This is a genomic window from Pseudomonas sp. CCI1.1, from assembly GCF_034348165.1.
GTDB classification, from domain to species: Bacteria; Pseudomonadota; Gammaproteobacteria; order Pseudomonadales; family Pseudomonadaceae; genus Aquipseudomonas; species Aquipseudomonas paracarnis.
Window position 1 is genome coordinate 6688198 of the sequence record NZ_CP133780.1, and the last position, 23400, is coordinate 6711597.

Genomic DNA, 23400 nt, shown 5'->3' on the forward strand with positions numbered 1-23400 from the left:
GGTCATTAATGCTCTGAAGTGTTTAAATATGACAAAGCAGTAGCGCCAGGAGCAACAAAGGTGTTTAAAGGGTTCATGAATACAATACGATCATATTTGCTGGGCCTACCCCGTCGCCGCAAGCGCATCCTGCAGGTTGTTGCGGACGTTCTTCTTGTGTGGTTTGCACTGTGGATGGCGTTCCTCGTTCGCTTAGGGGTGGATGACATGATCAACCCTATAGCACTGCATCGCTGGTTGTTCCTGAGCGCACCAATCGTCGCCATACCGCTTTTCATCCGCTTCGGCATGTACCGGGCGGTCATGCGCTATTTTGGTAATGACGCGCTGATCGCAATCATCAAGGCGGTAAGCCTTTCATCCGTGATTCTGGGGGTGGTGGTCTATTGGTATAGCAATCATCAAAACGTGGTGCCGCGCTCAATCATCTTCAACTATTGGTGGCTGAGCTTGATCATGGTTGGTGGCCTGCGGTTGGCTATGCGTCAGTACTTTTTGGGGGATTGGTTTGCTGCAGCCCAGCATGTACCGTTTACCAACCGTGAAGACGGCTTGCCGCGTGTTGCAATCTATGGCGCCGGCGCTGCCGGTAATCAGTTAGTAGCGGCCCTGCGTATGGGGCGTGTCATGCGTCCCGTAGCGTTCATAGATGATGATGACAGCATTTCAGATCGAGTGATTTCAGGACTGCAGGTGTACAAACCTCGTCATATTCAGCGAATGATTGATGCCACTGGCGCCCAGGAAATTCTGCTTGCAATACCGTCCTCTAATCGCGGTAGGCGACGTGAAATCCTTGGTTTTCTTGAAGGCTATCCGCTGCATGTACGCAGTGTTCCGGGCTTCATGGATCTCGCCAGCGGTCGTGTGAAAGTGGATGACATCCAGGAAGTTGATATCGCTGATTTGCTGGGACGTGATTCAGTGCCCGCACAAGGGGAACTGTTGGAGCACTGCATTAAAGGGCAAAGCGTTTTGGTGACTGGTGCTGGTGGCTCTATAGGCTCTGAGCTATGTCGTCAGATTCTTGCACTACGTCCTACTACGTTACTGTTATTCGAACACAGTGAATTTAACCTCTACAGCATTTTGTCTGAGCTTGAACAACGCATCATCCGTGAGTCGTTGCCGGTCAGGTTGCTGCCTATCCTTGGATCAGTACGCAACCAGAATAAGTTACTGGATGTCATGAATACATGGGGTGTGGACACTGTCTATCACGCAGCAGCTTATAAGCACGTACCGATGGTCGAGCACAACATTGCAGAGGGCGTGTTGAATAACGTCATCGGTACTCTAAATACGGCGCAAGCAGCGCTGCAGGCGGGTGTTGCTAACTTCGTCCTGATCTCTACTGACAAGGCTGTGCGCCCAACTAATGTTATGGGGAGCACTAAACGTCTTGCAGAGTTGACTCTCCAAGCCCTCAGCCGTGAATTGGCTCCTATATTGTTCGGCGATAAGTCGAATGTTTCCCGTGTCAACAAGACCCGCTTCACTATGGTTCGCTTCGGAAATGTACTGGGTTCATCTGGATCGGTGATTCCGCTTTTTCATAAGCAAATCAAATCTGGGGGGCCTCTGACGGTAACTCATCCCAAGATCACTCGTTACTTCATGACTATCCCCGAAGCGGCACAATTGGTGATCCAGGCGGGTTCTATGGGCCTTGGGGGGGATGTGTTCGTGTTGGATATGGGGGAGCCGGTGAAAATTGTCGAGCTAGCCGAAAAGATGATTCATCTCTCTGGCTTAAGTGTTCGCTCTGACAAGAATCCCCACGGTGATATTGCTATCGAGTTCTCTGGCCTGCGCCCAGGGGAAAAACTTTACGAGGAGTTGCTGATAGGTGATAACGTCGTTGCCACCCAGCACCCCATGATCATGAGTGCCAACGAAGACTGTCTGGCTTGGGATGTGCTCAAGGATAAGCTGACCGAGTTACTCGCGGCTGTAGAACAGGACGATTACGATCGTGTTCGTCAGCTTTTACGCGAGACGGTAAGTGGGTATGCCCCCGACGGCGAAATCGTTGACTGGATCTACCAACAACGCCGCCTGGAACCGTGAATAATACCCTGTTACTCATCCATTTTTGACACTCTCCAACCATCGCCTAACGTAGAAAAGCAGCTTCGGAAAAGCTGCTTTTCCCTCACCGATGTCATGGAGCGTCACCAATGCAAAACCTCTACATCTCATCCCTCATCTTCGCCTTCCTCACCAGCCTCTCCGTCGCTACCACCGCCGCGCCGTCCATCAAGCCAGAACCCCCAACCCCGCTCTCCACCCAAATGACCAAGCCCGAGCAATCCACCAAGGTCAACCTCAACGCTGCCGACGCCGAAACCCTGCGCCGCGATCTGTTCGGCATTGGTGCTTCCAAGGCGAAGGCAATCATCGCCTATCGCGAGAGCAACGGCCCGTTCACGGCGGTGGATGAGTTACTGGAAGTGAAAGGCATCGGCAAGGCATTGCTGGAAAAGAATCGCGACAGGCTGGTTATTAATTGAGGATCTGAAAACAGCGCGGAGGGCCGGTCATACACCGGCCTTTCCTTTAACTAACCGATCTTGCGATTTCCTCACTGACGCAGCATTGGCACGAAACGTGGTTACCTCTTCCTCAGTGATTGTTCAACAATCTCGAGGTAACAATGCCACTCACTTTATCTTTAGCCGACCAGATCGCTCTGGAACTGCGCGCCGACATCATCGGCGGCCAGCTGTTACCTGGCATGCCGCTGATCGAGGTGGAACTGGTCAATGCCTACAACGCATCCCGCAATACGATTCGCGAGGCGCTGCATCGTCTCGGCCAGGAGGGCCTGACTCGCTATGTCCGCAACAAGGGCGTCATGGTTCGGCGCTTGGAGCGAGCAGAAGTGCGCGACCTTTTCGTCGTCCGCCGCACCCTGGAATTGCAGGCCATAGCCCAAAGCGGCCCGCTGACGGACGCTCAATCAGGCCGTATGCAAAACGCCATCGACGCCACCACCCTGGCCCGGGAGCGCGAAGATTGGCGAGCCGTGGCCACCCACAGTCTGATGTTTCACCAACAGATCGTCGCGTTGATGGGCAGCCCGTTGTTCGACGAGTTCTTCGCCCAGGTGATTGCCCAGTTGCGCCTGGCGTTCTGCGCCGCGCCTGACGAGCAACGTTTCCAATCACCCTGGCTGGAGCGTGACCATGAGATATACACACTGCTAACCCGCAACCAAACCCAGGCCGCCAGCGAGGCGATGAGTCTGTACCTGGATGACTCGGAACACCTTTCTCTTGCTTTGTTTGATCAACCTTGATGGAGGAGTGCCCCATGTACAAAGACTATCCCGCCGCGTACCAGGTCAGCAAAGGTTCGGCGTTGCAGGTGGATACGGCGTTCTATGAGCGCATTCGTGATCAGAAAACCCAGCGCACGTTGATCGAACAGTTCGAGGTGCCGATCCGCACGGGGAGGGCGTGGAAGGTGCCGGCGGGGCATGTGTTTCGTGTGACCACGCCGGTGGGGCCGCAGGTGGGGGATTTCAATGTCTGGAACGCCAACGACCCACGCGAACGTTTGTGGGCCGCGCGCACCCGGCAGCTTCAAGGCGCCCATGTCAGCACTCATGATCGGTTGTGGTCGAACCTGCCTTTTCTACGGCCCTTGGTCACGATCACCGATGACAGCCTGGCCAGCTACGGCATTGATGAGCACGGTGGGCGTTTGCACGATTTGTTGGGCACGCGATGCGACCCCTATGTGAACCGTATGTTGACCGGGGAGGACTTTCATCACCATTGCCACTCGAACCTGACCCGTGCGGTATTGCCCCATGGGCTGACGGAGTTCGATGTGCATGACGTGTTGAATATTTTCCAGTGCACCGGGCTCAATCAGGATGACATGTACTTTATGAAAGCCTGTCCGGCGAAGAAGGGCGATTACCTGGAGTTTTTTGCCGAGATTGATCTGCTCTGTGCGTTGTCGACGTGCCCTGGCGGGGATTTGTCGCTACCGATGTGGGGGCCGGATGCGCAGGATCCGCTGACGGTGTGCCGTCCGTTGGGGGTGGAGATCTACCGGTTGGAGGATGAGTTGCTCAATGGCTGGAGCCAACCGGAACGTGCTGCCTACAAGGGGCAGCACGGCTTGCATATTGCCAAGGCGGATTGGGAGTAACGCAAGATTTAGCGATCCTGCGCATCCTTGGCATCTGCCTGCGCATTGCGCTCGGCTACGCGTTTACGTTGTTCGTCGGTGAGTTCCACCTTGTTGGCGCTGTCACGCAGCATCATCAGGCCACCGACGATCGACCCGATCGCTACTACCATAATCAACCATGCATACCACGGCATAAGACGCTCCTTGAGGCAGAGGTTCGTGGGAGAATTTTCCCACGGTAATCACTGCTTTGAGTGACGGGCTTTCTGAGTAGTTCAGTGTAGGCCCGTTCTGCCTCATAGGCGCTACTGTCCGGTCAACATTGCATCCGCCGGCGCATCGATGCGGTCTTGTGCGGTCATCTGGAAGTAGATAAAGCCCACCGCCATAAAGCCCAGGAAGATCAGCCCGATCAAGGCATTGAACCAGGCCATCGCCACCAGGCATACCACCGCTAGCGCCAGCGCAATACCCGGCACGATGGGGTAGCCCGGCGCGCGGAAGGTGCGTTCCAGTAGTGGCTCGGTCTTACGCAGTTTGAACAGGCTGAGCATGCTCATGATGTACATGACGATGGCACCGAACACCGCCATGGTGATCATCGCGGCGGTCAGGGTCATGCCGCCCAGGTTGATCAGGCCGTCGCTGTAGATGGCGGCGATGCCCACCACGCCGCCGGCGAGGATGGCCCGGTGCGGTGTCTGGAAACGTGAGAGTTTGGCCAGGAAAGACGGTAGGTAACCGGCACGGGCCAGGGCGAAGAACTGGCGCGAGTAGCCGAGGATGATGCCGTGGAAGCTTGCCACCAGGCCGAACAGGCCAATCCATACCAGCATGTGCAACCAGCCGGAGCTGTCACCCACCACGGTTTTCATCGCCTGGGGCAGTGGGTCGTTGATGTTCGAGAGGGTGCGCCAGTCACCCACCCCGCCAGCGAAGAACATCACGCCCATGGCCAGGATCACCAGGGTGAGGATGCCGCTGATGTAGGCCTTCGGAATGGTGCGCTTGGGGTCCTTGGCTTCTTCGGCGGCCATGGCCGCGCCTTCGATGGCGAGGAAGAACCAGATCGCGAAGGGGATGGCGGCAAACATACCGGCAATCGCCGGGGCACTGAAGGTGTCGGAACCGGCCCAGCCATTGAGGGCAAAATTGCTGAAGCTGAACGCCGGGGCGACTACGCCCATGAATACCAGCAGTTCGGCGACGGCCAGCACGCAGACCACCAACTCAAAGGTGGCGGCAAGTTTCACCCCGAGGATATTCAGGCCCATGAACACGATATATGCACCGACGGCGGCGTGCTTGGGGTCGAGTGCCGGGAATTGCACGTTCAGGTACGCGCCAATGGCCAGGGCAATCGCGGGCGGGGCGAAGACGAATTCGATCAAAGTGGCCAGGCCGGCAATCAAGCCGCCTTTCTCACCGAAGGCGCGACGGCTGTAGGCAAAGGGGCCTCCGGCGTGGGGAATCGCAGTGGTCAGTTCGGTGAAGCTGAAGATAAAGCAGGTGTACATCGCGGCGACCATTAATGATGTCACCAGAAACCCTAAGGTCCCGGCGACGCCCCAGCCATAGCTCCAGCCGAAATATTCGCCGGAGATCACCAGCCCGACGGCGATGCCCCATAGGTGCAGGGTGCCCAAGGTGGGTTTGAGTTGTGTGTTCATTGTGGGGTGCTCCCTGAACCGTTTGGAATGATTCAAGGTGTTGCAGTGGTTATGCCAAGCCTCAGAACTATGTCGTAAAGCAGTGCCTATGTCGCCGGGGGGACGGTTTGGCGTTTGAATGTGGCATGAGTTGCACCACATAAGTGCGGTGGTGACTTGGCGGGCGCTTTCGCGGGCAAGCCCGCTCCCACACTTGACCGAGTGTTAACTGAAAGAACGCAGTCGAATGTGGGAGCCGGGCTTGCCCGCGAAGAGGCCCTCCCAGCCACTGCAAATCCCGCTGTAAACCCCGCGTAAACCCACTCTTTACGCCATCTTTACGCCCCACCCACCACCTCGCTCTCGTTCCTTTACACCCCTCCTGCGGACAATGCCCCCACACGCGGCAATCGCCGCAAGACGGGGAGACTTCCATGAGTGTTCTGGACGGGGTGTCACTGCTATTGGCCGTGGCGCTGTTCATTTATCTGCTGGTTGCGCTGTTACGCGCGGATCGGAACTAGGAGCGGCTATGCACAGTTATGACTATTGGCTGATCATCGCCTTCTTTGCCGTGGTACTGGTGCCGGCACCGTTTCTGGGACGGTTCTACTACAAGGTGATGGAAGGCCAGCGCACCTGGCTCACGCCCGTATTGGGGCCTGTCGAAAAGGCCTGTTATCGCCTCTCGGGCGTGGATGCGCAGCAGGAACAAAGCTGGCAGAAATACATGCTGGCCTTGCTCGCATTCAACCTTGCGGGCTTCTTGCTGTTGTTCTCGATCCTGTTATTCCAGGGCTCCCTGCCACTGAACCCACAGAAATTGCCCGGCCAGGAATGGACTCTGGCGTTCAACACCGCCGTCAGTTTCATGACCAATACCAACTGGCAGAACTACAGCGGTGAGGCGTCTCTCAGCTACCTGAGCCAGATGGCCGGCCTGACCGTGCAGAACTTCGTCAGTGCAGCGACCGGTCTCGCCGTCCTGGTCGCCCTGTGCCGTGGGATCGGGCGCAAATCTGCCCAGACCCTGGGTAACTTCTGGGTCGACATGACCCGCGCCACCCTCTACGGCCTGCTCCCGTTGTGCCTGGTGCTCGCACTGTTTCTGGTATGGCAGGGCGTGCCGCAAACCTTCGCCCACTATGTTGATGCCGTCACGCTGCAGGGCGTGGACCAAGTGATTCCCTTGGGCCCGGCCGCCAGCCAGATTGCGATCAAGCAATTGGGCACCAACGGCGGTGGCTTCTTCGGCGTGAACTCGGCGCATCCGTTCGAAGACCCGACCGCCTGGGCCAACCTGTTTGAAGTGGCCTCGATCATTCTGATTCCGGTGGCACTGGTGTTTACCTTCGGCCACTACGTCAAGGATCTGCGTCAGAGCAGGGCGATCCTCGCGTGCATGCTGGCGCTGTTCTTGATCGGCGGCGCGACGTCGCTGTGGTCCGAATACCAGCCCAACCCAACCCTGAACAACCCGGCCGTAGAGCAAACCGCCCCGCTGGAAGGCAAGGAAACACGTTTCGGCACAACCGGTACCGTGCTGTGGTCGGTGACCACTACTGCGGCCTCCAACGGTTCGGTCAACGGTATGCAGGACAGCCTCAGCCCTCTGAGTGGGATGGTGGCGCTGGTCAACATGATGGTCGGCGAAGTGATCTTCGGCGGTGTCGGTGCCGGTATGTACGGCATGTTGCTTAACGTGTTGATCGCGGTGTTCCTTGCCGGCTTGATGATCGGCCGCACCCCGGAATACCTGGGCAAGAAACTCCAGGCCAGGGAAGTGCAATTGTTGGTGGTGACCCTGCTGGTGATGCCGGTTGGTGTGCTGGTGCTGAGTTCTATCGCTGCCAGCCTCCCGGGCCCGGCAGGCGCCATCAGTAACCCAGGCCCCCACGGCTTCAGTCAATTGCTGTACGCCTACACCTCGGCCAGTGCCAACAACGGTTCGGCGTTTGCTGGCCTCGGCGCTAACACCCCGTTCCATAACCTGATGCTGGGCCTGGGCATGTTGATCGGCCGATTCGGCTACATCCTCCCGGTACTGGCCCTGGCCGGCAGCCTGGCGATGAAGAAAGCCGCACCGATTGGCCAGAACAGCTTCCCCACCCATGGTGCGCTGTTCGTGACCCTGTTGACCGTGACCATTTTGTTGGTGGGCGGCCTGACTTTCCTGCCGACGCTGGCGTTGGGTCCCATCGCTGAACACTTGAGCATGGGCTTCTAGTTAAGGGATATGAAAATGAATATGCCTGCAAAAAACGCGGCCCCGGTCAAACCCCAGGAGCCTGCCAAAACCGCCATCTCGGCTCTCTGGCGCCCGGCGCTGGTCCAGGCGTTCGTCAAGCTCGACCCACGCCAACTGCAACGCTCGCCAGTGATGCTGGTGGTCGAACTGACCGCCATCCTCACCACCGTGTTGTGCTTCGTGCCCGATACCACCGTGCCCACCTTTGTTGCGGTGCAAATCGCGGTGTGGCTGTGGTTCACCGTGCTGTTCGCCAACTTCGCCGAAGCCCTGGCCGAAGGCCGCGGCAAGGCCCGCGCCGACAGCCTCAAGGCTGGCAGCGAAGGCTTGAGCGCCCGACGCCAGGAAGCCGATGGCAGCTTCAAGGTGGTGCCGGCCACCAGCCTGCGCAAGGGCGATGTGGTACGTGTTGCCGCCGGGGAAATGATCCCCGGTGACGGCGAGGTCGTCGAAGGGATTGCGGCGGTCAACGAAGCGGCGATTACCGGCGAATCCGCCCCGGTGATCCGCGAGTCTGGCGGCGACCGTTCGGCCGTCACCGGCAACACGCGGCTGGTGTCGGACTGGCTGCTCATCCGCATCACCGCCAACCCGGGCGAGTCCACCCTGGACCGTATGATCGCGCTGGTGGAAGGCGCCAAACGCCAGAAAACCCCCAACGAAGTTGCGCTGGATATTCTGCTGATCGGCCTGACCCTGATCTTTCTGCTGGTGGTGGTGACCCTGCAGCCGTTCGCCCACTTTGCCAATGGCAGCTTGCCGCTGGTGTTCCTGGTCGCACTGCTGGTGACGCTGATTCCCACCACCATTGGCGGCTTGTTGTCGGCCATCGGGATTGCCGGCATGGACCGCCTGGTGCGTCTCAACGTGATCGCCAAGTCTGGCCGCGCGGTAGAAGCGGCGGGGGATGTGCATGTGTTGCTACTGGACAAGACCGGCACCATCACCTTTGGTAACCGCCGTTGCTCGGCCGTGGTCGCAGCGCCTGGCGTCAGTGGCCGGGAATTGGCCGAAGGCGCGCTGCTGGCGTCCCTGGCGGATGACACGGCGGAAGGCAAGTCCATTGTTGAATACCTGCGCGCCTTGCACCCCCAGGCCGAGCCGAGCCTGGAGGCGTTGACCGCCGTGCCCTTCAGCGCCGAGACCCGTTTGTCCGGTGTCGACTATCAGGGCCGTGTGTTCCGTAAAGGCGCGGTGGACTCGCTGCTGACGTTTATCGGCCAGCAACGCAGCGACCTGCTGCCTGCGCTGTCGCGGGAAATCGACAAGATCGCCCAGAGCGGCGGCACGCCCTTGCTGGTGTGCGCCGATGGCAAGTTGCTGGGGGCGATCCATCTCAAGGACGTGGTCAAGCCCGGTATCCGCGAACGGTTTGCCGAGTTGCGCAAGCTGGGGATTCGTACCGTGATGGTCACAGGCGACAACCCGCTGACCGCCGCCGCGATTGCCGCTGAAGCGGGGGTGGACGATGTGCTGGCCGAAGCCACGCCAGAGAAGAAACTCGCGCGTATTCGCCATGAGCAGAACGATGGACGCCTGGTTGCCATGTGTGGCGATGGCGCCAACGATGCCCCGGCGCTGGCCCAGGCTGACGTCGGCATGGCGATGAACGACGGCACCCAGGCCGCGCGCGAAGCCGCCAACATGGTCGACCTCGACAGCGACCCGACCAAGCTGCTGGACGTGGTGCAGATCGGCAAGGAACTGCTGGTGACCCGTGGCGCGCTGACGACCTTTTCCATCGCCAACGACGTGGCCAAGTACTTCGCGATCCTGCCGGCGCTGTTCGCCTCGATCTACCCGCAACTGGGCGTGCTCAACATCATGCACTTGCAGAGCCCACAGAGCGCGATCCTCTCGGCCATCGTGTTCAACGCGCTGATTATCGTGGTGCTGATCCCATTGGCCCTGCGCGGTGTGCGCGTGCAGGCGGCGAGTGCGGCGGCGTTGTTGCGGCGCAATCTGCTGATCTACGGGCTGGGCGGGCTGTTGGTACCGTTCGTGGGCATCAAGGCCATCGACATGCTACTGACCGCGCTGCACCTGGTTTGACCTGGCCGCTGATCGTTCCCACGCTCCGCGTGGGAACGCCGCCGCCCCGGACGCTCCGCGTCCCACCGCACCACTGAATTGAGGAGTCTGAAATGTCCAACATCATCCGCCCGGCCCTGAGCTTGCTGGTACTCATGACCCTGATCACCGGCGTGGCCTACCCGCTGGTAGTCACTGGCGTGGCCCAAGTGGCCTTCCCCGATCAAGCCAATGGCAGCCTGGTGCGCGACGCCAGCGGCAAGGTGCGTGGCTCCAGCCTGATCGCCCAGGACTTCACTGGTGACCGCTGGTTTCACCCACGCCCGTCAGCCGGTGCTTTTGCCACCGTATCCAGCAGTGCCAGTAACCTGGGCCCCAGCAATCCGGCCTTGGCGACTCGCATATTCGAGGACGCCAGCAAGCAGTCAGTGCCTGGCCAGGGCCCGGTGCCACTGGCCTCGCTGACCACTTCCGGCAGCGGCCTTGATCCACACTTGCCACCGCAGGCGATTGCCTATCAACTGGCGCGAGTGGCGGCGGCGCGAAATGTGCCGGTGTCGACCTTGCAGCGGTTGCTGGATGAGCACATCGAAAGCCCGTTGGTTGGCCCGCCCGTCGTAAATGTCCTGGCCCTGAACATGGCTTTGGAAACGTTGTAAGCCTTGCGACCGCCATCGCGGGCAAGCCCGGCTCCCACATTTGGAATGCATTCCACTGTGGGAGCCGGGCTTGCCCGCGATGGCGGCCTTGAAGACTCTCCATCAATACCTGAAGGAACCCCCGAGCATGAGCGACGCCGGCCGCGCCGATGCCCTGTTAGCCGATCTGCCCCGGGACGGCCGTGGCCGGCTTAAAGTCTTCCTCGGCGCCGCGCCCGGTGTGGGTAAGACCTACGCCATGCTCCAGGCGGCCCATACCCAACTGCGCCAGGGCGTGCGCCTGCTCGCTGGGGTGGTCGAAACCCACGGCCGCGCCGAGACCGAAGCCTTGCTCAGCGGCCTGCCGCAACAACCGCTGTTGCGCAGCGAATACCGTGGCGTGATGCTCGAAGAAATGGACCTCGACGGCCTACTCGCCGCCAAGCCAAAGCTGGTGCTGGTGGATGAACTGGCCCACAGCAACGCCCCCGGCAGCCGTCATGAAAAACGCTGGCAAGACATCCAGGAACTGCTCGCCGCCGGCATCAACGTGTTCACCACGGTCAACGTCCAGCATCTGGAAAGTCTCAACGACCAAGTGCGTGGTATCACCGGCGTGCAAGTGCGCGAAACCCTGCCGGACTGGGTGCTGCAAGAGGCCGACGAACTGTTGCTGATCGACCTGCCGTCTCGCGAGCTGCTCGAGCGCCTGCGTGACGGCAAGGTGTATGTGCCCGAACAGGCGCGTGCGGCCATCGATGCGTTTTTCACCCAGACCAACCTCATGGCCCTGCGCGAACTGGCCATGCAAACCGCCGCCGCCCACGTCGACGATGACTTGGCCCAGGGCTACCGCCAACTCGGCCAGGCCGCGCCGGCAGTGCGTGGGCGCCTGTTGGTCGGTGTGGATGGCGATGCGCAAGCCGAACGACTGGTGCGCCATGCCAGCCGCGTGGCCCAGCGTCGGCATTTGCCCTGGAGCCTGGTGCACATCGACAACGGCCGTGCTCGGGATGAGCAATCGCGCCTGCGCCTGCAAAACGCTCAGCAACTGGCAGAGCGGCTGGGCGGGGAAGTGGTGTTGCTGCGCGCTGGGGAAGTGGCCAAGACCCTGATCCAGCACGCCGTCGAACGCCGTGCCAGTTTAGTGCTGGTGGGGCAGTCACGGATGCGCTGGCGGCGGCGCTTGTTCGGTGGTGGCTTGGCGGCACGCCTGTTGCGCAATGCCCGCGGTTTGGAAATCAACGTCCTCGACAGCGATGACATGCCTGCACCGCCACGTCTGCCGGAGGTACGCGGGTTGGTGTGGTTCGATTACGCCTTGGCGGTGGTGGCGACCCTCGCCGCTGCCGCAGTGGCCTGGGCCGTGTCCAGTGCGTTGGCGCTGCCGAACATCTCTTTGGTATTTCTCGCCGCCGTGCTGCTGGTGGCGGTGCGCAGCAGCCTGGGGCCGTCCCTGGTGTGTGCGGCACTGTCGTTTTTGACTTACGATTTTCTGTTTATTCCGCCGAATTTTTCCTTCGCCATCCAGCGCGAAGAAGACGTGCTGACCCTGTTGTTCTTCCTGTTGATGGCAGCGTTGACCGGCAACCTCGCCGCACGCCAGCGCCGCCAGTTGCAGGCGTTGCGCGATACCCAGGAAGAAACCAGCGAGCTGCTCGACCTGTCGCGCAAGCTCACCGCTGCCACCGACCGCCAAGCTGTCATCAGTGCCGCCGCCCACCATCTGCAAGGTTGGAACGACCTCGACCTGTGCCTGGTCAATCGCGACGGGCAGGGCGGCTGGAAGGTCGAGACCGGTGGCCCGTTGACCCTCACCGAAGCAGAACGCGCCGCCGCCGACTGGGCCTGGCAGCATGATCAGCCGGCCGGCATGGGCACCGGCACCTTGCCGTTTGGGCGTTGGTGGTGGTGGCCGTTGTCGGGTGAAGAGGGGCCCTTGGGGTTGCTGGGTGTCAGTGCCAAGCCTGGCCTGGAATTGAGCGGGCAACGTCGACGTTTACTCACCGCGTTGAGCCAACCGCTGGCCCAGGCGCTGGCGCGGGCACAACTGGGGCAGGAGCTGGAATCGGCGCGCCTGCACGGCGAAACCGAACAACTGCGCAGCGCTTTGCTCGCGTCGGTGTCTCACGATTTGCGCACGCCATTGACGTCCATGCGCGGCAGCATCGACAGCCTGCTGGCCCTGGGTGAAGCCATCCCGCTGGAGGATCGCCGCGAATTGCTCGAAGGCACCCGTGATGAAGCCGAGCGCCTGGACCGCTATATCCAGAACCTGCTGGACATGACACGCCTGGGTCATGGTGCGCTGAAACTGGCACGCGATTGGGTGTCGCCCGGCGATATTGTCGGCAGTGCCCTTGGGCGACTGCGCGCCGTGCTGGCGCCGTTGCAGGTGAGCACCGATGTGCCGCCGGAGCTGCCTTTGTTGTATGTGCATGCGGCGTTGATTGAGCAGGCCTTGGTCAACGTGTTGGAAAACGCCGCACGGTTTTCGCCCCCCCAGGGCCGCTTGCAGTTGCGCGCTGGGGTGCAGGATGAGCAGTTGTTTTTTGCCGTGGCGGATGAAGGACCGGGGATTCCCGAGGAGGAGCGGGCGAAGATTTTCGACATGTTCTACACCGCTGCCCGTGGTGATCGAGGCGGACAGGGCACCGGCCTCGGCTTGGCGATCTGCCAGGGCATGGTCGGCGCGCACGGTGGGCATATCAGCGTGGCCGATGGCATTGACGGGCGGGGCACCTGCATCACTTTGTTTTTGCCGTTGCCGACACCACCAGTCCTGGAACACAACCTGTAGGAGCGAGCTTGCTCGCGAAGGTCGTTAACGATAATGATGACGTCCTGAATGCACGCGGTGCCTAGAGGTTTTTCGCGAGCAAGCTCGCTCCTACAGGGGGGTGATTTTTTAATGGGTTTTGATGAGACACCATGAGCCAGACCGCGACGATTCTTGTCATTGATGACGAACCGCAGATCCGCAAATTTCTGCGCATCAGCCTGGCTTCCCAAGGCTATAAGGTCATCGAAGCCGGCACCGGCAACGAAGGCCTGGCCCAGGCGGCCTTGAGCAAACCGGATTTGCTGGTGCTCGACCTGGGCCTGCCCGACATGGACGGTCAGCAGGTGCTGCGCGAGTTTCGCGAGTGGTCCACGGTGCCGGTGCTGGTGCTGTCGGTGCGGGCCAGTGAAGGTCAGAAGGTCGAGGCCCTCGACGGTGGCGCCAATGACTACGTGACCAAACCGTTCGGCATCCAGGAGTTTCTTGCCCGTGTGCGTGCGCTGTTGCGCCAGGCACCGGCCGGAGAGGCCCAGGAAGCCGCCTTGAGTTTTGGCCCGCTGACCGTAGACCTAGCCTACCGCCGCGTTTTGCTGGACGGTGCCGAGGTGGCGCTGACCCGCAAGGAATACGCAGTGCTGGCGCAGTTGGCACGCCACCCTGGGCGGGTGATTACCCAACAGCAATTGCTCAAGGACATCTGGGGGCCAACCCATACCGAGGACAGCCACTACCTGCGGATCGTGGTGGGGCACCTGCGCCAGAAGCTGGCGGATGACCCGACCCGGCCACGGTTTATCGTGACTGAGGCGGGGGTGGGGTATCGGTTGCTAGGTGCCTGAATCTGTGGTGCCTGCGCTGGCGCCATCGCAGGCAAGCCAGCTCCCACAGTTGAAATACATGCCCCTGTGGGAGCCGGGCTTGCCCGCGATGAGGCCATCTGCAACACCCACACGCTCAACTCTGTTCGCTTTCATACCGATCCAACGTATCACTGGCAATCTCCCGCCCCAAAGCAATCAACTCCGGCGCTTTATAGAACTCGAAAAACCGGCACACCCGCTTCGGCACGTTGATCAGCACATCGGGCGGATACCCAGCGATCTTGTATTGCGCCAAGGAGGTTTGCATCACCTCGAAACTCTGGTTGATCAGGTCCAGCAGCGATGCAGGCCCGACGTTGTCGATGATGAACGAGCCGGTCGCCGACTTCGGTGCGCCGGCTTTCTCCGGCGCCGCGGCAGGTTGCTGGGCTTCGGGTTCGGCAGACTCCAGCCACGGGTTGATTTCGGCGGCCTGGGCCTGCAAGGCTTCTTGTTCCAGTTTCATCAACTGCTCGGCCTGTTTGCGGCGAAACGGCAGGTGCGAACCCAGTGACTTGGCCAGGCTGTTGAAGCGGCTCTTGAACGCTGGCGGGCGCTGGATCACCGGCAATTGATAGTGCTTCTGGTTGGTGGCGTTGAGGTTGACCGCAATGATCAAGTCACAGTGGCTCGACACCACCGGCACGATGGGCAGCGGGTTGAGCAGGCCGCCGTCCACCAGCATACGGTTGCCTTGCATCACTGGGGTGAACAGGCTGGGGATGGCCGCCGAGGCGCGCATGGCCTGGTGCAGGCAGCCTTCCTGGAACCAGATCTCCTGTTGGTTGGTGAGGTCGGTGGCGACGGCGGTGTAGGGGATGCGCAGCTCCTCGATATTGATATCGCCGACGATCTTGCGGATTTGCCCGAACACCTTCTCACCGCGAATCGCTCCCAGGCGAAAGCTCACGTCCACCAGGCGCAAGACGTCGAGGTAGTCCAGGCTTTCGATCCAGTTGCGGTACTCGTCGAGCTTGCCGGCAGCGTAGATCCCACCCACCACGGCGCCCATGGAGCAGCCGGCGATACAGGCGATGTCATAGCCGCGTCGTTCGATTTCCTCGATCACCCCGATATGGGCGTAGCCCCTGGCACCACCGGAGCCCAGCACTAAGGCAACACGTTTCTTCATGGCCAGATCCTTTGCAAAACAGGGGCCCACAATGCACCCATCAAGGGGCCTGCTTCAATCCTTGCTGACAGCGCGCAAGATTTTTCCAGGCTAGCGATCAGGCTCGGGTATGCTCTGGCAATAGGTACTACCGATTTCAGGCTAAGGACAAGGCACTTTTCCCTGTAGGCAACGTCTACAGGCTACGACTGAATTTGTATATTTGAGGTGTCATCAATGAAAGCCTGGATCTGTGTGCCTGTGATCGTGCTGGCCTTGGCTGGTTGTGCCGGGAAAACCGCGTATCGCGACAGCTGTGGCTCGCAATTGGACGCCGCTTGGAAAGAACTGGACCTGGCCAAGGCCGAAGGTTTTGCCGGCACTGTCAGCTACTCCAAGGCGTTGTCGCTGTTGACTGGCGCCAAGACTCAGCAGCAGTTTGAAGCGTTCGAGGGCTGCTCCAACAAGGCCGAGAAAGCGCGGTTCTACATTCGTGAGTCTCGCGCCGGGCGATGACCCCGCAGCGGGCAGGATTTTTCATCGGAAAGTGAGGGCAGGATGTCAGCGTTGGTCAATCAGTTAGTCGCTCAGGTCATTGGCCTGGAAGTAGGGTTACTGAGCTGCCAGGCTCGCCTCGCCGCCGTCACTGACGATGAAGCCTTGCATGATTTGCGCACCACTGTGCGACGCCTGCGCAGCCTGTTGCGCCCTTTGCGCGGGCTGCCCGGTGTCGAACAGCTTGAATTGGCCGCCAGCACGGTTGGCCAACTGACTACGCCGCTACGCGACCGAGAGGTGCTGGCGGCGTATTTGCATCAGCACGGTCATCACGACGCGGCTGATCGGCGCCTGCGTCTGCAGCCCGAGGCTTACCGCCAAGTGGCGCAAAGCCCGGAGCTGGCGCACTTGCTGCTGATTCTGGATGCGTTCCCACGGTTTATCCGCGCGTCCCAGCATCAGAAACTGCTCAAGGGCTTGCGCCCGCGTATCCAGAAACGCCTGGCCAAGCAATGGCAGGCACTCGATGGCGCCTTGAAGGACCCCGATCATGACCGCCACCGGCTACGGTTGGTGATCAAGCGTGTGCGCTATGCCGCCGAGGCGTATCCCGAGCTGGACAAATTACCCACCAAGGCCCTGTCGCACTTGAAGAAAGCCCAGAGCGCGCTGGGTGACTGGCATGACTGTTGGCAGTGGCTGGCCCAGGCCGGGCACGAGCCTGACCTGCAACCCTGCGTAGCAGTGTGGCAGCGCACCATGCTCAAGGCGCAAGGCAAGGCCGACCGCGTGTTGGACACACTCAGCGCCGAGTGTTTTTAAACCGGTCCGGTTTTTGGCCGGAATAGGCGCTGTGCCTGTGCAATTCGATGGTTAAGATTCCTCCAGGATTTTCTTGATGTGAGGTCGCCATGCGCTTTAGTGATTTGCTCGACGCTGCCCGTAGCAATCCGCTGGATGTCACCATCCCTGCCGAATGGGCCCAGGGCCGGGCCACCTTTGGCGGCTTGGTCGCCGCCTTGCAATACGAGGCGCTGCGCGCCCAGGTGCCGGCTGACCGACCGCTGCGCTCGCTGGCCATCACCTTTGTCGGCCCGGTAGCGCCGGATGTATCCGCCAGTTATCAGGTCGAAGTGCTACGCGAAGGCAAGGCGGTCAGCCAGTTGCTGGGGCGAGTGGTGCAGAACGGTGAAGTGGCGACCCTGGTCCAGGCCAGTTTTGGCGCCTCTCGCCCCTCCGAGATTGATGTGGCGAGTGAGCCGCCACCGGTATTCAAACATTGGGATGAATGCCAGGAACTGCCCTATATCAAGGGTGTTACCCCCGAATTCATGCGCCACCTGGCAATGCGCTGGAGTGTGGGTGGCCTGCCGTTTACCGGCAATAAATCTCGCGAGATGGGCGGTTGGGTACGGTTGAGAGGGGATGTAAAAGAAGAGCCACTGACCGAGGCGCACATCCTCGCCCTGGTCGACGCCTGGCCGCCGGCGCTACTGCCACACCTCAAAAAGCCCGCGCCGGGTAGCACCCTGACCTGGACCATCGAGTTCATCCAGCCGCTGCAAGACCTGACCACCCTCGACTGGTGCCAGTACCACGTCAACATCGAACACGCCCGCGACGGCTATGGCCACGCGGCCGCTGCGTTGTGGAGCCCGACCGGCGAGTTGATCGCCCTCAGCCGCCAGACCGTGGTGGTGTTCGCCTGAACCCGCCGGTCAGTGGTGGTGCCGCTGCCGCCAGGCGCGCCACCAGCCACCGCTGAGCACAAAGCGCGGGAAGGTCACGAACTGCTCGACCACCAGGCGCTGCACCGCATCTTTACGATCACTGAACGGCTCACTGGCCTGGGCCTCCAGGCTATGGCCGTGACGCTGCAACGCCAGGCCCGCGACAATGCCAATCACACCGACCGCGAAGCTGGCCAGGCTCAGGCTGAACACGCCCGACACGATCAGTAGGAAACCGACGATAAACAGCGGCACGGCAATCAGGTGCAACGCCAGGTTGGTTGGGTGCTGATGGTTCTGTGGGTACTGACGCCATTGCCAGGCGGGGAGGTTGGGGTGACGTTTGCCCATGGTGGTGAATCCTCTGTCCGTTGAAACAACATGGATGGAGTGTAGATTGGGCTGGAGGGCAGGGCGAATTGGCCTTTGCTATGGCTCTCATAGTTGCGGTTTCGTAAATAAGCTCATGGGTTTTTATATGGAGTCGTCTGACCAGTTGTGATCTTCTGGTCCAGGGCAGTTCATATAGACCGAGGGGCCGGATAGGGATAGCCATTTAGCCTTGAATTCAACAGATGCATTTTTCGATTTCGCTGTGAAAAAGAAATGCTCGTTTTCTTTTAGTATTTCTATGTTAAAAACTTCTCTGAGAGGAAGGTTTATTATTTTTAGTTCGGTAATGTTGGAGCAGGTCAATCCAATTCTGCATATGTTATATCCTTTGTCTTTCCATTTTTCGGGGAGCCGGTCAGGAAAGTCTGGTATGTCAAAACCGATGCCGAAATCATTCAGATCATTTTCTATGCGGAGCGAGTGTATGTAAGCTTTTCCGACTTCAATAGGTCGGCTGAATACTTTGTTGAAAAAGATAGAGCCATCAAGGTTATTCCAGTTTTTCATTTCTTGTCCTTGAATAAATAATGGTCTTTTGCTCCTGGTATCTTACCAGTTCGAGGTGTATCAATAGGGCGCAAATTAAAGTGAGCGCCTTGGTCTCCTGTCCCGTTTTCAGAACCGAATTTATGCCCGGCCGAATGGTCCTGAATTAGCACTTTAGAATTATCTGCTCTCGTGTATTGGTATACCCTAGTGTTAATAGGTTTTCCTGAGCTGTTTAAAATTTTTCGGCCGTTCATATCCGACATCTTGACTATGCCATATTGCTTCGGTAACCCGGAGTCCGAATCTATCAGAACGTCAGGTTGTTGTGACATTGGTATGTTGGCATCTCTTTTAGCTTCTCTGAATGCTCCTCTACGAGAGAGATTTGGGACATTGGGGTCAGTGTGTACTGCACAGGTTTGGTTGTTCTTTCCTTGGCCAGGGCAATTAGGGTTCAGCCCCAGAGGGTCTACCCACCCCGTAGGATTGGGCACATACCGGTACCCATTGATCCCTCCCGCCAACTTCACCGGGTCCGGTGTCAGGTAGCGACCAATATCCGGATTGTAGTAGCGATGGCGGTTGTAGTGCAGGCCGCTTTCCGCATCGAAATACTGCCCTTGAAAGCGCAGTGGATTGTCGATTTTGCCTACGTCGAGCCGGGCGATCTGGCCGTAGGCGCGGTAGTGAGCGGACCAGACGATTTCGCCGTCGGGGCTGGTCAGTTCCTGCGGGGTGCCCAGGTGGTCGAGTTGGTAGTGGTAGGGCTTGGTTTCTTTTGGGCCGAAACCGTCCAACAGTGCCAGTGGGCGGAAGCTGCCGGGTTCGTAGAGGTAGCTGCGATGGCGTTCTGCATGGTGTTCGGCAATTAGCTTGTCGCCTTGCCAGAAAAACTCGGTGGTTTTGTCGTCCACGGTTTTGCTGATGCGGCGTCCAAATGGGTCATAGCGATAGCTGGCGGTTTCGCCGTTCGGCTTTGTGATGCTGATTAATCGATGCTGGCAGTCGTAGCGGTACTCAGTGACAAGTTGCTGGCCCTTGCCGCGTCGTTCGCGGATGAGGTTGCCGAAGGCGTCGTAGTCGTAATGGCGGTCGCCCTGGATCATCAGGCGGTTGGCCGCGACGATGTCCGGGCCGGGGCGGTCTTGCATCAGCAGGTTGCCGGCGGGGTTGTGGCCGAAGCGTTCCTGTACGTCCTGCGAGTGATCGGCGCGAGTCAGGCGGGCGAGGGGGTCGTAGTGGTAGCGGTGTTCGCCTTTGCGGGTGTCGAGCAGGCGGGTGAGGTTGCCGGATTTGTCGTAGTCGTACTGGCGTTGGTAAAAATGGTTTTGCTGTTGGGTTACCGCATGGGCGTGTAGGCGGCTCTGGTCATCGTAGTGGTAGTGGCTGAGCAGTTGGCCTTGCTGGCGCTGGTGTTCGCGGCCGCTCTTGAACAGATGTGAGGTGAGTACTTCACCGTTGAGTTCGACCGTGGCGAGGTGGCCGCCTTTGTCGTGGTTGAAGGTGACGCGGTTGTTGTCTGGCAGGCACAGGTTTTTCAGCTGCCCGCAGGCGTCGTAGCCGTAGCGCAGGGTGCCCCAGCCTTGGTGTTCGGCGGTGAGGCGGTTTTGGCGGTCGTATTCGTAGGCCAGCGCCCAGTGGCCGTCTTCGGCGCTGAGGAGGTTGCCTTGGCGGTCGTAGGTATAGTCGACAACGCTGGCATCGGGCAGGGTTTTTTGTACGAGGCGCCCGGCGTGGTCGCGCTGATAACGGGTGATTAGCTGACTGTTATCGTCGCCGTATTCGGTCTTCTCCAGCAGGTTGCCGTTGAGGTCGTAGGCATACGCGGTGCGCTGGCCGTCGAAGCCGGTTTCCTGGCGGATCAGGCCGTTGGGGTGATAGTCGAGTTGGTAGGTTTCGCCGGCTTCGTTTTCGATCTCGGTGAGCAGCAGCCGGGCGTTGTCGTAGCGGTACTTGACTTGGGTGCCGTCGGCGTTGAGCCGGCGGCTGATCAGGTGCAGGCCGTCTGCGTATTCGTAGCCGGTGACGTGGCCGAGTTCGTCGCGTTCGGCGATGATTTTGCCGTAGGGGTTGTAGCTGAATTCCCTACAACCACCACCGGGCTCGATCAGCTTTAGCAGACGCCCAACGGCATCCCATTGATATTGAGTTTGAGCCCCATGCTCATCCTCACGCGCAATCTGCCGGCCTAGATCGTCATAGCGATAACGCTTGATCCCGCCGTTGGGCAATTGCTCTTCAAGCAACTGCCCACGCTCGTTCCACACCAGCCGATGGCAACTGCTGTCGGGATACCAAACACCGGTCAGTTGTCCCTGTTTGTTGTAGCTGTAGTCAGTAACCTCACCATCGGGATCGGTCCTACGCGTTACATCGCCTTGCTCATTACGCTCATATTTCCAGACCGCCTCACCACGGCGCACAACTCGTACGAACCCATTGTCATGCTCGTAGGATGTCGGCTCATCCTCCCCCGGAAACAGCGCCACCAAGCGTCCGGCGTCGTCATATTGATAGGCCGTCACCGCGCCCATCGGGTCTTGCTCGACGGTCAGCCGGCCCTGGTCGTCGTAGGATTTGAAATGCGTGGCACCATCCGGATCAATCCTCTGTACCAGCCGCGCCCGCTGATCATGGACATACACCTCCTGGCTACCATCGGCGTTATGCACCGTGACACGCCCGTCATCCCCCCAGGCGTAACGCGTGTCCATCTGCGAAAAATTTGCCCAATGCCGGACGCAGCGCGCCGCCTTGCCCGCGCGTTCCCATTCCCAGAAGAAACTCGCCCCACCGGCCAGTTGGCGCTCAAGAATGACGTGCTGATCGTCATATCGATAACGCTCGCTTTCCCCGACAGCATTGGTCGCGCAAACCAGTCGTCCGTCTTCGTCATAGGCGTAGGAAACAAGGTTCTGCTCGGTCTCCCACACGTAGGGCTCTCGCCCTTTGGCACGATGTACTTGGTAGTCCACCGCAACGATGCGATCCAGCTCATAACGCAACAGCAACGAGCGACCCGCGCCGTTATCCAGCCGCTCAATCCGCCCGGAACGATCACGGCAAATGCGTAGACGGTTGTCATACGCATCGCTGATCGCAGTCAGTACACCGTCGCGAAAGTGATAGAACCGTGACGCTTGGGCCAGCACCAACTCGTCAGGCGCCGAACCCAAATAGATCGCCGCTTCCGCCAGGCTATTGGTGATTGCGGGCCGAGAGTCGCTGGGCAATGGAAACTGCGTATGGCGGTTCTCATGATCGGTCCACACCACCGAATCGCCCGACACCACCAGCCGATGGGCCAGCGCATGGCTCCAACCAAACCCCAACCCACAATCGACCTCCACCGCGCTAGTGCGATACAGCCGCGTCCACTCAAACGGCAAGATCCCATCCAGCGCGCCGTCGGTAAGGGTCAGCAACTCCTCGCCGGTGACCATCGACACCGGGCAACCATGGGTGACCGTTTTATCCGCAGGCGCCGCCGCATCGCCCTTCGGATTCGACGCCACAGTTGGCACATCATCGACAGGCTCCTGACGGACCAACGTCGTGCGCTGGGTCTTGCCGCGCACCATCGGCACCGGGTTCGAAACCAGCGTATCGCCCGCCTTCAACGGCACAGCCGGCACCGCTTTGACCGGCGTCGCGGCACTGCTCAGCAACACCGGCTTGGCGGCCTCGACATGGGTTTCCAGCCGAGGCCCCGCCACCTGCTTGGCCAGCAACTCCAACAACGCCCGCGCCCGCCCGGACTTGACGCCACTAAGCACCTGAGCACCCAGGCGCAGCTGTACTCCAATACCCCGTGTGGCCCAGATCAGCAGCAAGTTGATCAACACTTCGCCGGTGATTTCACCCAGCAGTTCGTACATGTCGGGTGGCGGCAGCATGCGTACCCAGGCCACCAGCGCCGACAGGTAGATAAACAACAGCGGCTCATCACTGAGTACCAGCAACCCCTTGGCCAGCGTGTCTTTGCCCAGCTTGAGCAGTGCATCCAGCTCGGCCTGGGACAGGTATTTCAGCAACGTTTCGCTGTTGGACTTGAGGTTGGCGAGCAGGTCGTACAGCTCGGTGATGTTGTCCCACAGGTTGTAAAGCGCCTTGCCCAGCCCGGTCGCAAAGGCAATGCCCTGAATGCCGCTACGCTTGTAGGCTGGCGCTTTGGCAAAGTCTGCCCATCGAGGCTTGAAGTGCTCGGCCCATGCCGTGCGCAAATCCGCTTCCAGCCCGGCGATCACAGACTCATAGGACGCATACAGCGCCTGGACGTGAGCCTTGGAAACAGTGGGGTAAAAGGTGATTTCGTACTGTTGGTCGCGGCTACAGTCGCTGACTTCAAGAATGCCGCTGGGGCCAATGGTCCGATGCAGTGGCGCGCCTACCGGGCTGCCGTCCTGTGCAACGGCTTGCAGCCTCACGGGCGTGTTGCCGATAGGCACGAACCGCGTGCTTTCGAACAGATGTACCAAGGTCAGCCCGCCCTGGGCTTTGCATTGAGCGACCGTGCGGCTGGGCTTGTCGGAAGAGATCGGCGCGACCAGTGCGACGCCTTCCCCAACCTTGAACACCTGCTCCACGCTAAGTGCCGAACCACTTAAAAAGCTGTCGGCCCACGTATCAAAGGTATTCAGGCAGGTGCGGAAATCCGCGAATACGCGCTCAACCTTCGGCGCTTCGGGATCCATGGGCACTAGCACCAGGTTGGCCAGCACCGAGATCAAGAGACAGCCCCATTCATCAGGGCTCTAACGAACACCACCATCTGCAATCCCTCGCACTGTTTGATCAGGCGAGGGACTTTGCAGCGGTTGTCAGG

Annotated in this window: 19 protein-coding genes; 13 read left to right on the forward strand and 6 right to left on the reverse strand. The window is 59.8% G+C overall.

Annotated features, from left to right (window positions below):
- The first annotated feature begins 75 nt into the window (after positions 1–75).
- The 4 genes from RHM69_RS30590 to RHM69_RS30605 all read left to right on the forward strand — a co-directional run bounded on the left by RHM69_RS30590 (position 76) and on the right by RHM69_RS30605 (position 4164).
- A complete protein-coding gene (locus tag RHM69_RS30590) occupies positions 76–2070 on the forward strand; it encodes a polysaccharide biosynthesis protein (RefSeq protein ID WP_057710918.1) in 1995 nt (664 codons plus the stop codon).
- Between the two features lie 110 nt (positions 2071–2180).
- The gene (locus RHM69_RS30595) at positions 2181–2513 is read left to right on the forward strand and encodes a ComEA family DNA-binding protein (protein ID WP_102666963.1); all 333 of its coding nucleotides are present in this window, start codon (positions 2181–2183) and stop codon (positions 2511–2513) included.
- A gap of 143 nt (positions 2514–2656) precedes the next feature.
- Positions 2657–3301: a GntR family transcriptional regulator gene (locus RHM69_RS30600; protein ID WP_102666964.1), complete on the forward strand. Its 645-nt coding sequence runs from the start codon at positions 2657–2659 to the stop codon at positions 3299–3301.
- A gap of 14 nt (positions 3302–3315) precedes the next feature.
- Complete coding sequence (locus RHM69_RS30605) at positions 3316–4164, forward strand: urea carboxylase-associated family protein (protein WP_014717638.1); 849 nt, start codon at positions 3316–3318, stop codon at positions 4162–4164.
- A gap of 8 nt (positions 4165–4172) precedes the next feature.
- Here the strand turns inward: RHM69_RS30605 and RHM69_RS30610 are convergent, their stop codons facing one another.
- Positions 4173–4340 carry a DUF2897 family protein gene (locus RHM69_RS30610; protein WP_003172675.1) on the reverse strand — a complete coding sequence of 56 codons (168 nt, stop codon included), beginning with the start codon at positions 4338–4340 and terminating at the stop codon, positions 4173–4175.
- Between the two features lie 111 nt (positions 4341–4451).
- A complete protein-coding gene (gene eat, locus RHM69_RS30615; protein ID WP_014717639.1) occupies positions 4452–5816 on the reverse strand; it encodes an ethanolamine permease in 1365 nt (454 codons plus the stop codon).
- 413 nt (positions 5817–6229) lie between these two features.
- Here eat and kdpF point away from each other — a divergent pair, with 413 nt between their 5' ends.
- The 6 genes from kdpF (at position 6230) to RHM69_RS30645 (ending at position 14333) form a co-directional block, all read left to right on the forward strand.
- On the forward strand, positions 6230–6319 hold the full coding sequence (gene kdpF, locus RHM69_RS30620; protein ID WP_003218754.1) for a K(+)-transporting ATPase subunit F: 90 nt from the start codon (positions 6230–6232) through the stop codon (positions 6317–6319).
- An 8-nt stretch (positions 6320–6327) separates the two neighbouring features.
- Complete coding sequence (kdpA, locus tag RHM69_RS30625) at positions 6328–8022, forward strand: potassium-transporting ATPase subunit KdpA (protein ID WP_069868335.1); 1695 nt, start codon at positions 6328–6330, stop codon at positions 8020–8022.
- 15 nt (positions 8023–8037) lie between these two features.
- Complete coding sequence (gene kdpB / locus RHM69_RS30630; protein ID WP_014717641.1) at positions 8038–10095, forward strand: potassium-transporting ATPase subunit KdpB; 2058 nt, start codon at positions 8038–8040, stop codon at positions 10093–10095.
- Between the two features lie 92 nt (positions 10096–10187).
- On the forward strand, positions 10188–10733 hold the full coding sequence (gene kdpC / locus RHM69_RS30635; RefSeq protein WP_014717642.1) for a potassium-transporting ATPase subunit KdpC: 546 nt from the start codon (positions 10188–10190) through the stop codon (positions 10731–10733).
- Positions 10734–10860: 127 nt separating this feature from the next.
- Positions 10861–13512, forward strand: a complete 2652-nt coding sequence (locus RHM69_RS30640; protein WP_102666965.1) for a sensor histidine kinase — start codon at positions 10861–10863, stop codon at positions 13510–13512.
- A 131-nt stretch (positions 13513–13643) separates the two neighbouring features.
- Positions 13644–14333 (forward strand): response regulator, encoded by a 690-nt coding sequence (locus RHM69_RS30645; RefSeq protein WP_014717644.1) that lies wholly within the window; start codon positions 13644–13646, stop codon positions 14331–14333.
- Between the two features lie 115 nt (positions 14334–14448).
- Here the strand turns inward: RHM69_RS30645 and RHM69_RS30650 are convergent, their stop codons facing one another.
- Complete coding sequence (locus RHM69_RS30650; protein WP_003189836.1) at positions 14449–15486, reverse strand: patatin-like phospholipase family protein; 1038 nt, start codon at positions 15484–15486, stop codon at positions 14449–14451.
- A 216-nt stretch (positions 15487–15702) separates the two neighbouring features.
- Here RHM69_RS30650 and RHM69_RS30655 point away from each other — a divergent pair, with 216 nt between their 5' ends.
- The 3 genes from RHM69_RS30655 to RHM69_RS30665 all read left to right on the forward strand — a co-directional run bounded on the left by RHM69_RS30655 (position 15703) and on the right by RHM69_RS30665 (position 17672).
- Positions 15703–15981 (forward strand): hypothetical protein, encoded by a 279-nt coding sequence (locus tag RHM69_RS30655; RefSeq protein WP_003189839.1) that lies wholly within the window; start codon positions 15703–15705, stop codon positions 15979–15981.
- A 42-nt stretch (positions 15982–16023) separates the two neighbouring features.
- Positions 16024–16785, forward strand: a complete 762-nt coding sequence (locus tag RHM69_RS30660; protein ID WP_102666966.1) for a CHAD domain-containing protein — start codon at positions 16024–16026, stop codon at positions 16783–16785.
- An 89-nt stretch (positions 16786–16874) separates the two neighbouring features.
- Positions 16875–17672 carry an acyl-CoA thioesterase gene (locus tag RHM69_RS30665; protein ID WP_102666967.1) on the forward strand — a complete coding sequence of 266 codons (798 nt, stop codon included), beginning with the start codon at positions 16875–16877 and terminating at the stop codon, positions 17670–17672.
- A gap of 9 nt (positions 17673–17681) precedes the next feature.
- On the opposite strand, the gene RHM69_RS30670 is transcribed toward RHM69_RS30665, so the two are convergent.
- From RHM69_RS30670 to RHM69_RS30680, 3 genes are all read right to left on the reverse strand, one after another.
- Positions 17682–18044, reverse strand: coding sequence for an Mpo1-like protein (locus RHM69_RS30670; RefSeq protein WP_003189844.1), 363 nt, complete (start codon positions 18042–18044; stop codon positions 17682–17684).
- 123 nt (positions 18045–18167) lie between these two features.
- Positions 18168–18593 carry an Imm50 family immunity protein gene (locus tag RHM69_RS30675; RefSeq protein ID WP_102666968.1) on the reverse strand — a complete coding sequence of 142 codons (426 nt, stop codon included), beginning with the start codon at positions 18591–18593 and terminating at the stop codon, positions 18168–18170.
- Positions 18590–23305 (reverse strand): RHS repeat-associated core domain-containing protein, encoded by a 4716-nt coding sequence (locus RHM69_RS30680; RefSeq protein WP_322255442.1) that lies wholly within the window; start codon positions 23303–23305, stop codon positions 18590–18592. The genes RHM69_RS30675 and RHM69_RS30680 overlap by 4 nt, the downstream gene beginning before the upstream one ends.
- Positions 23306–23400: the final 95 nt, after the last annotated feature.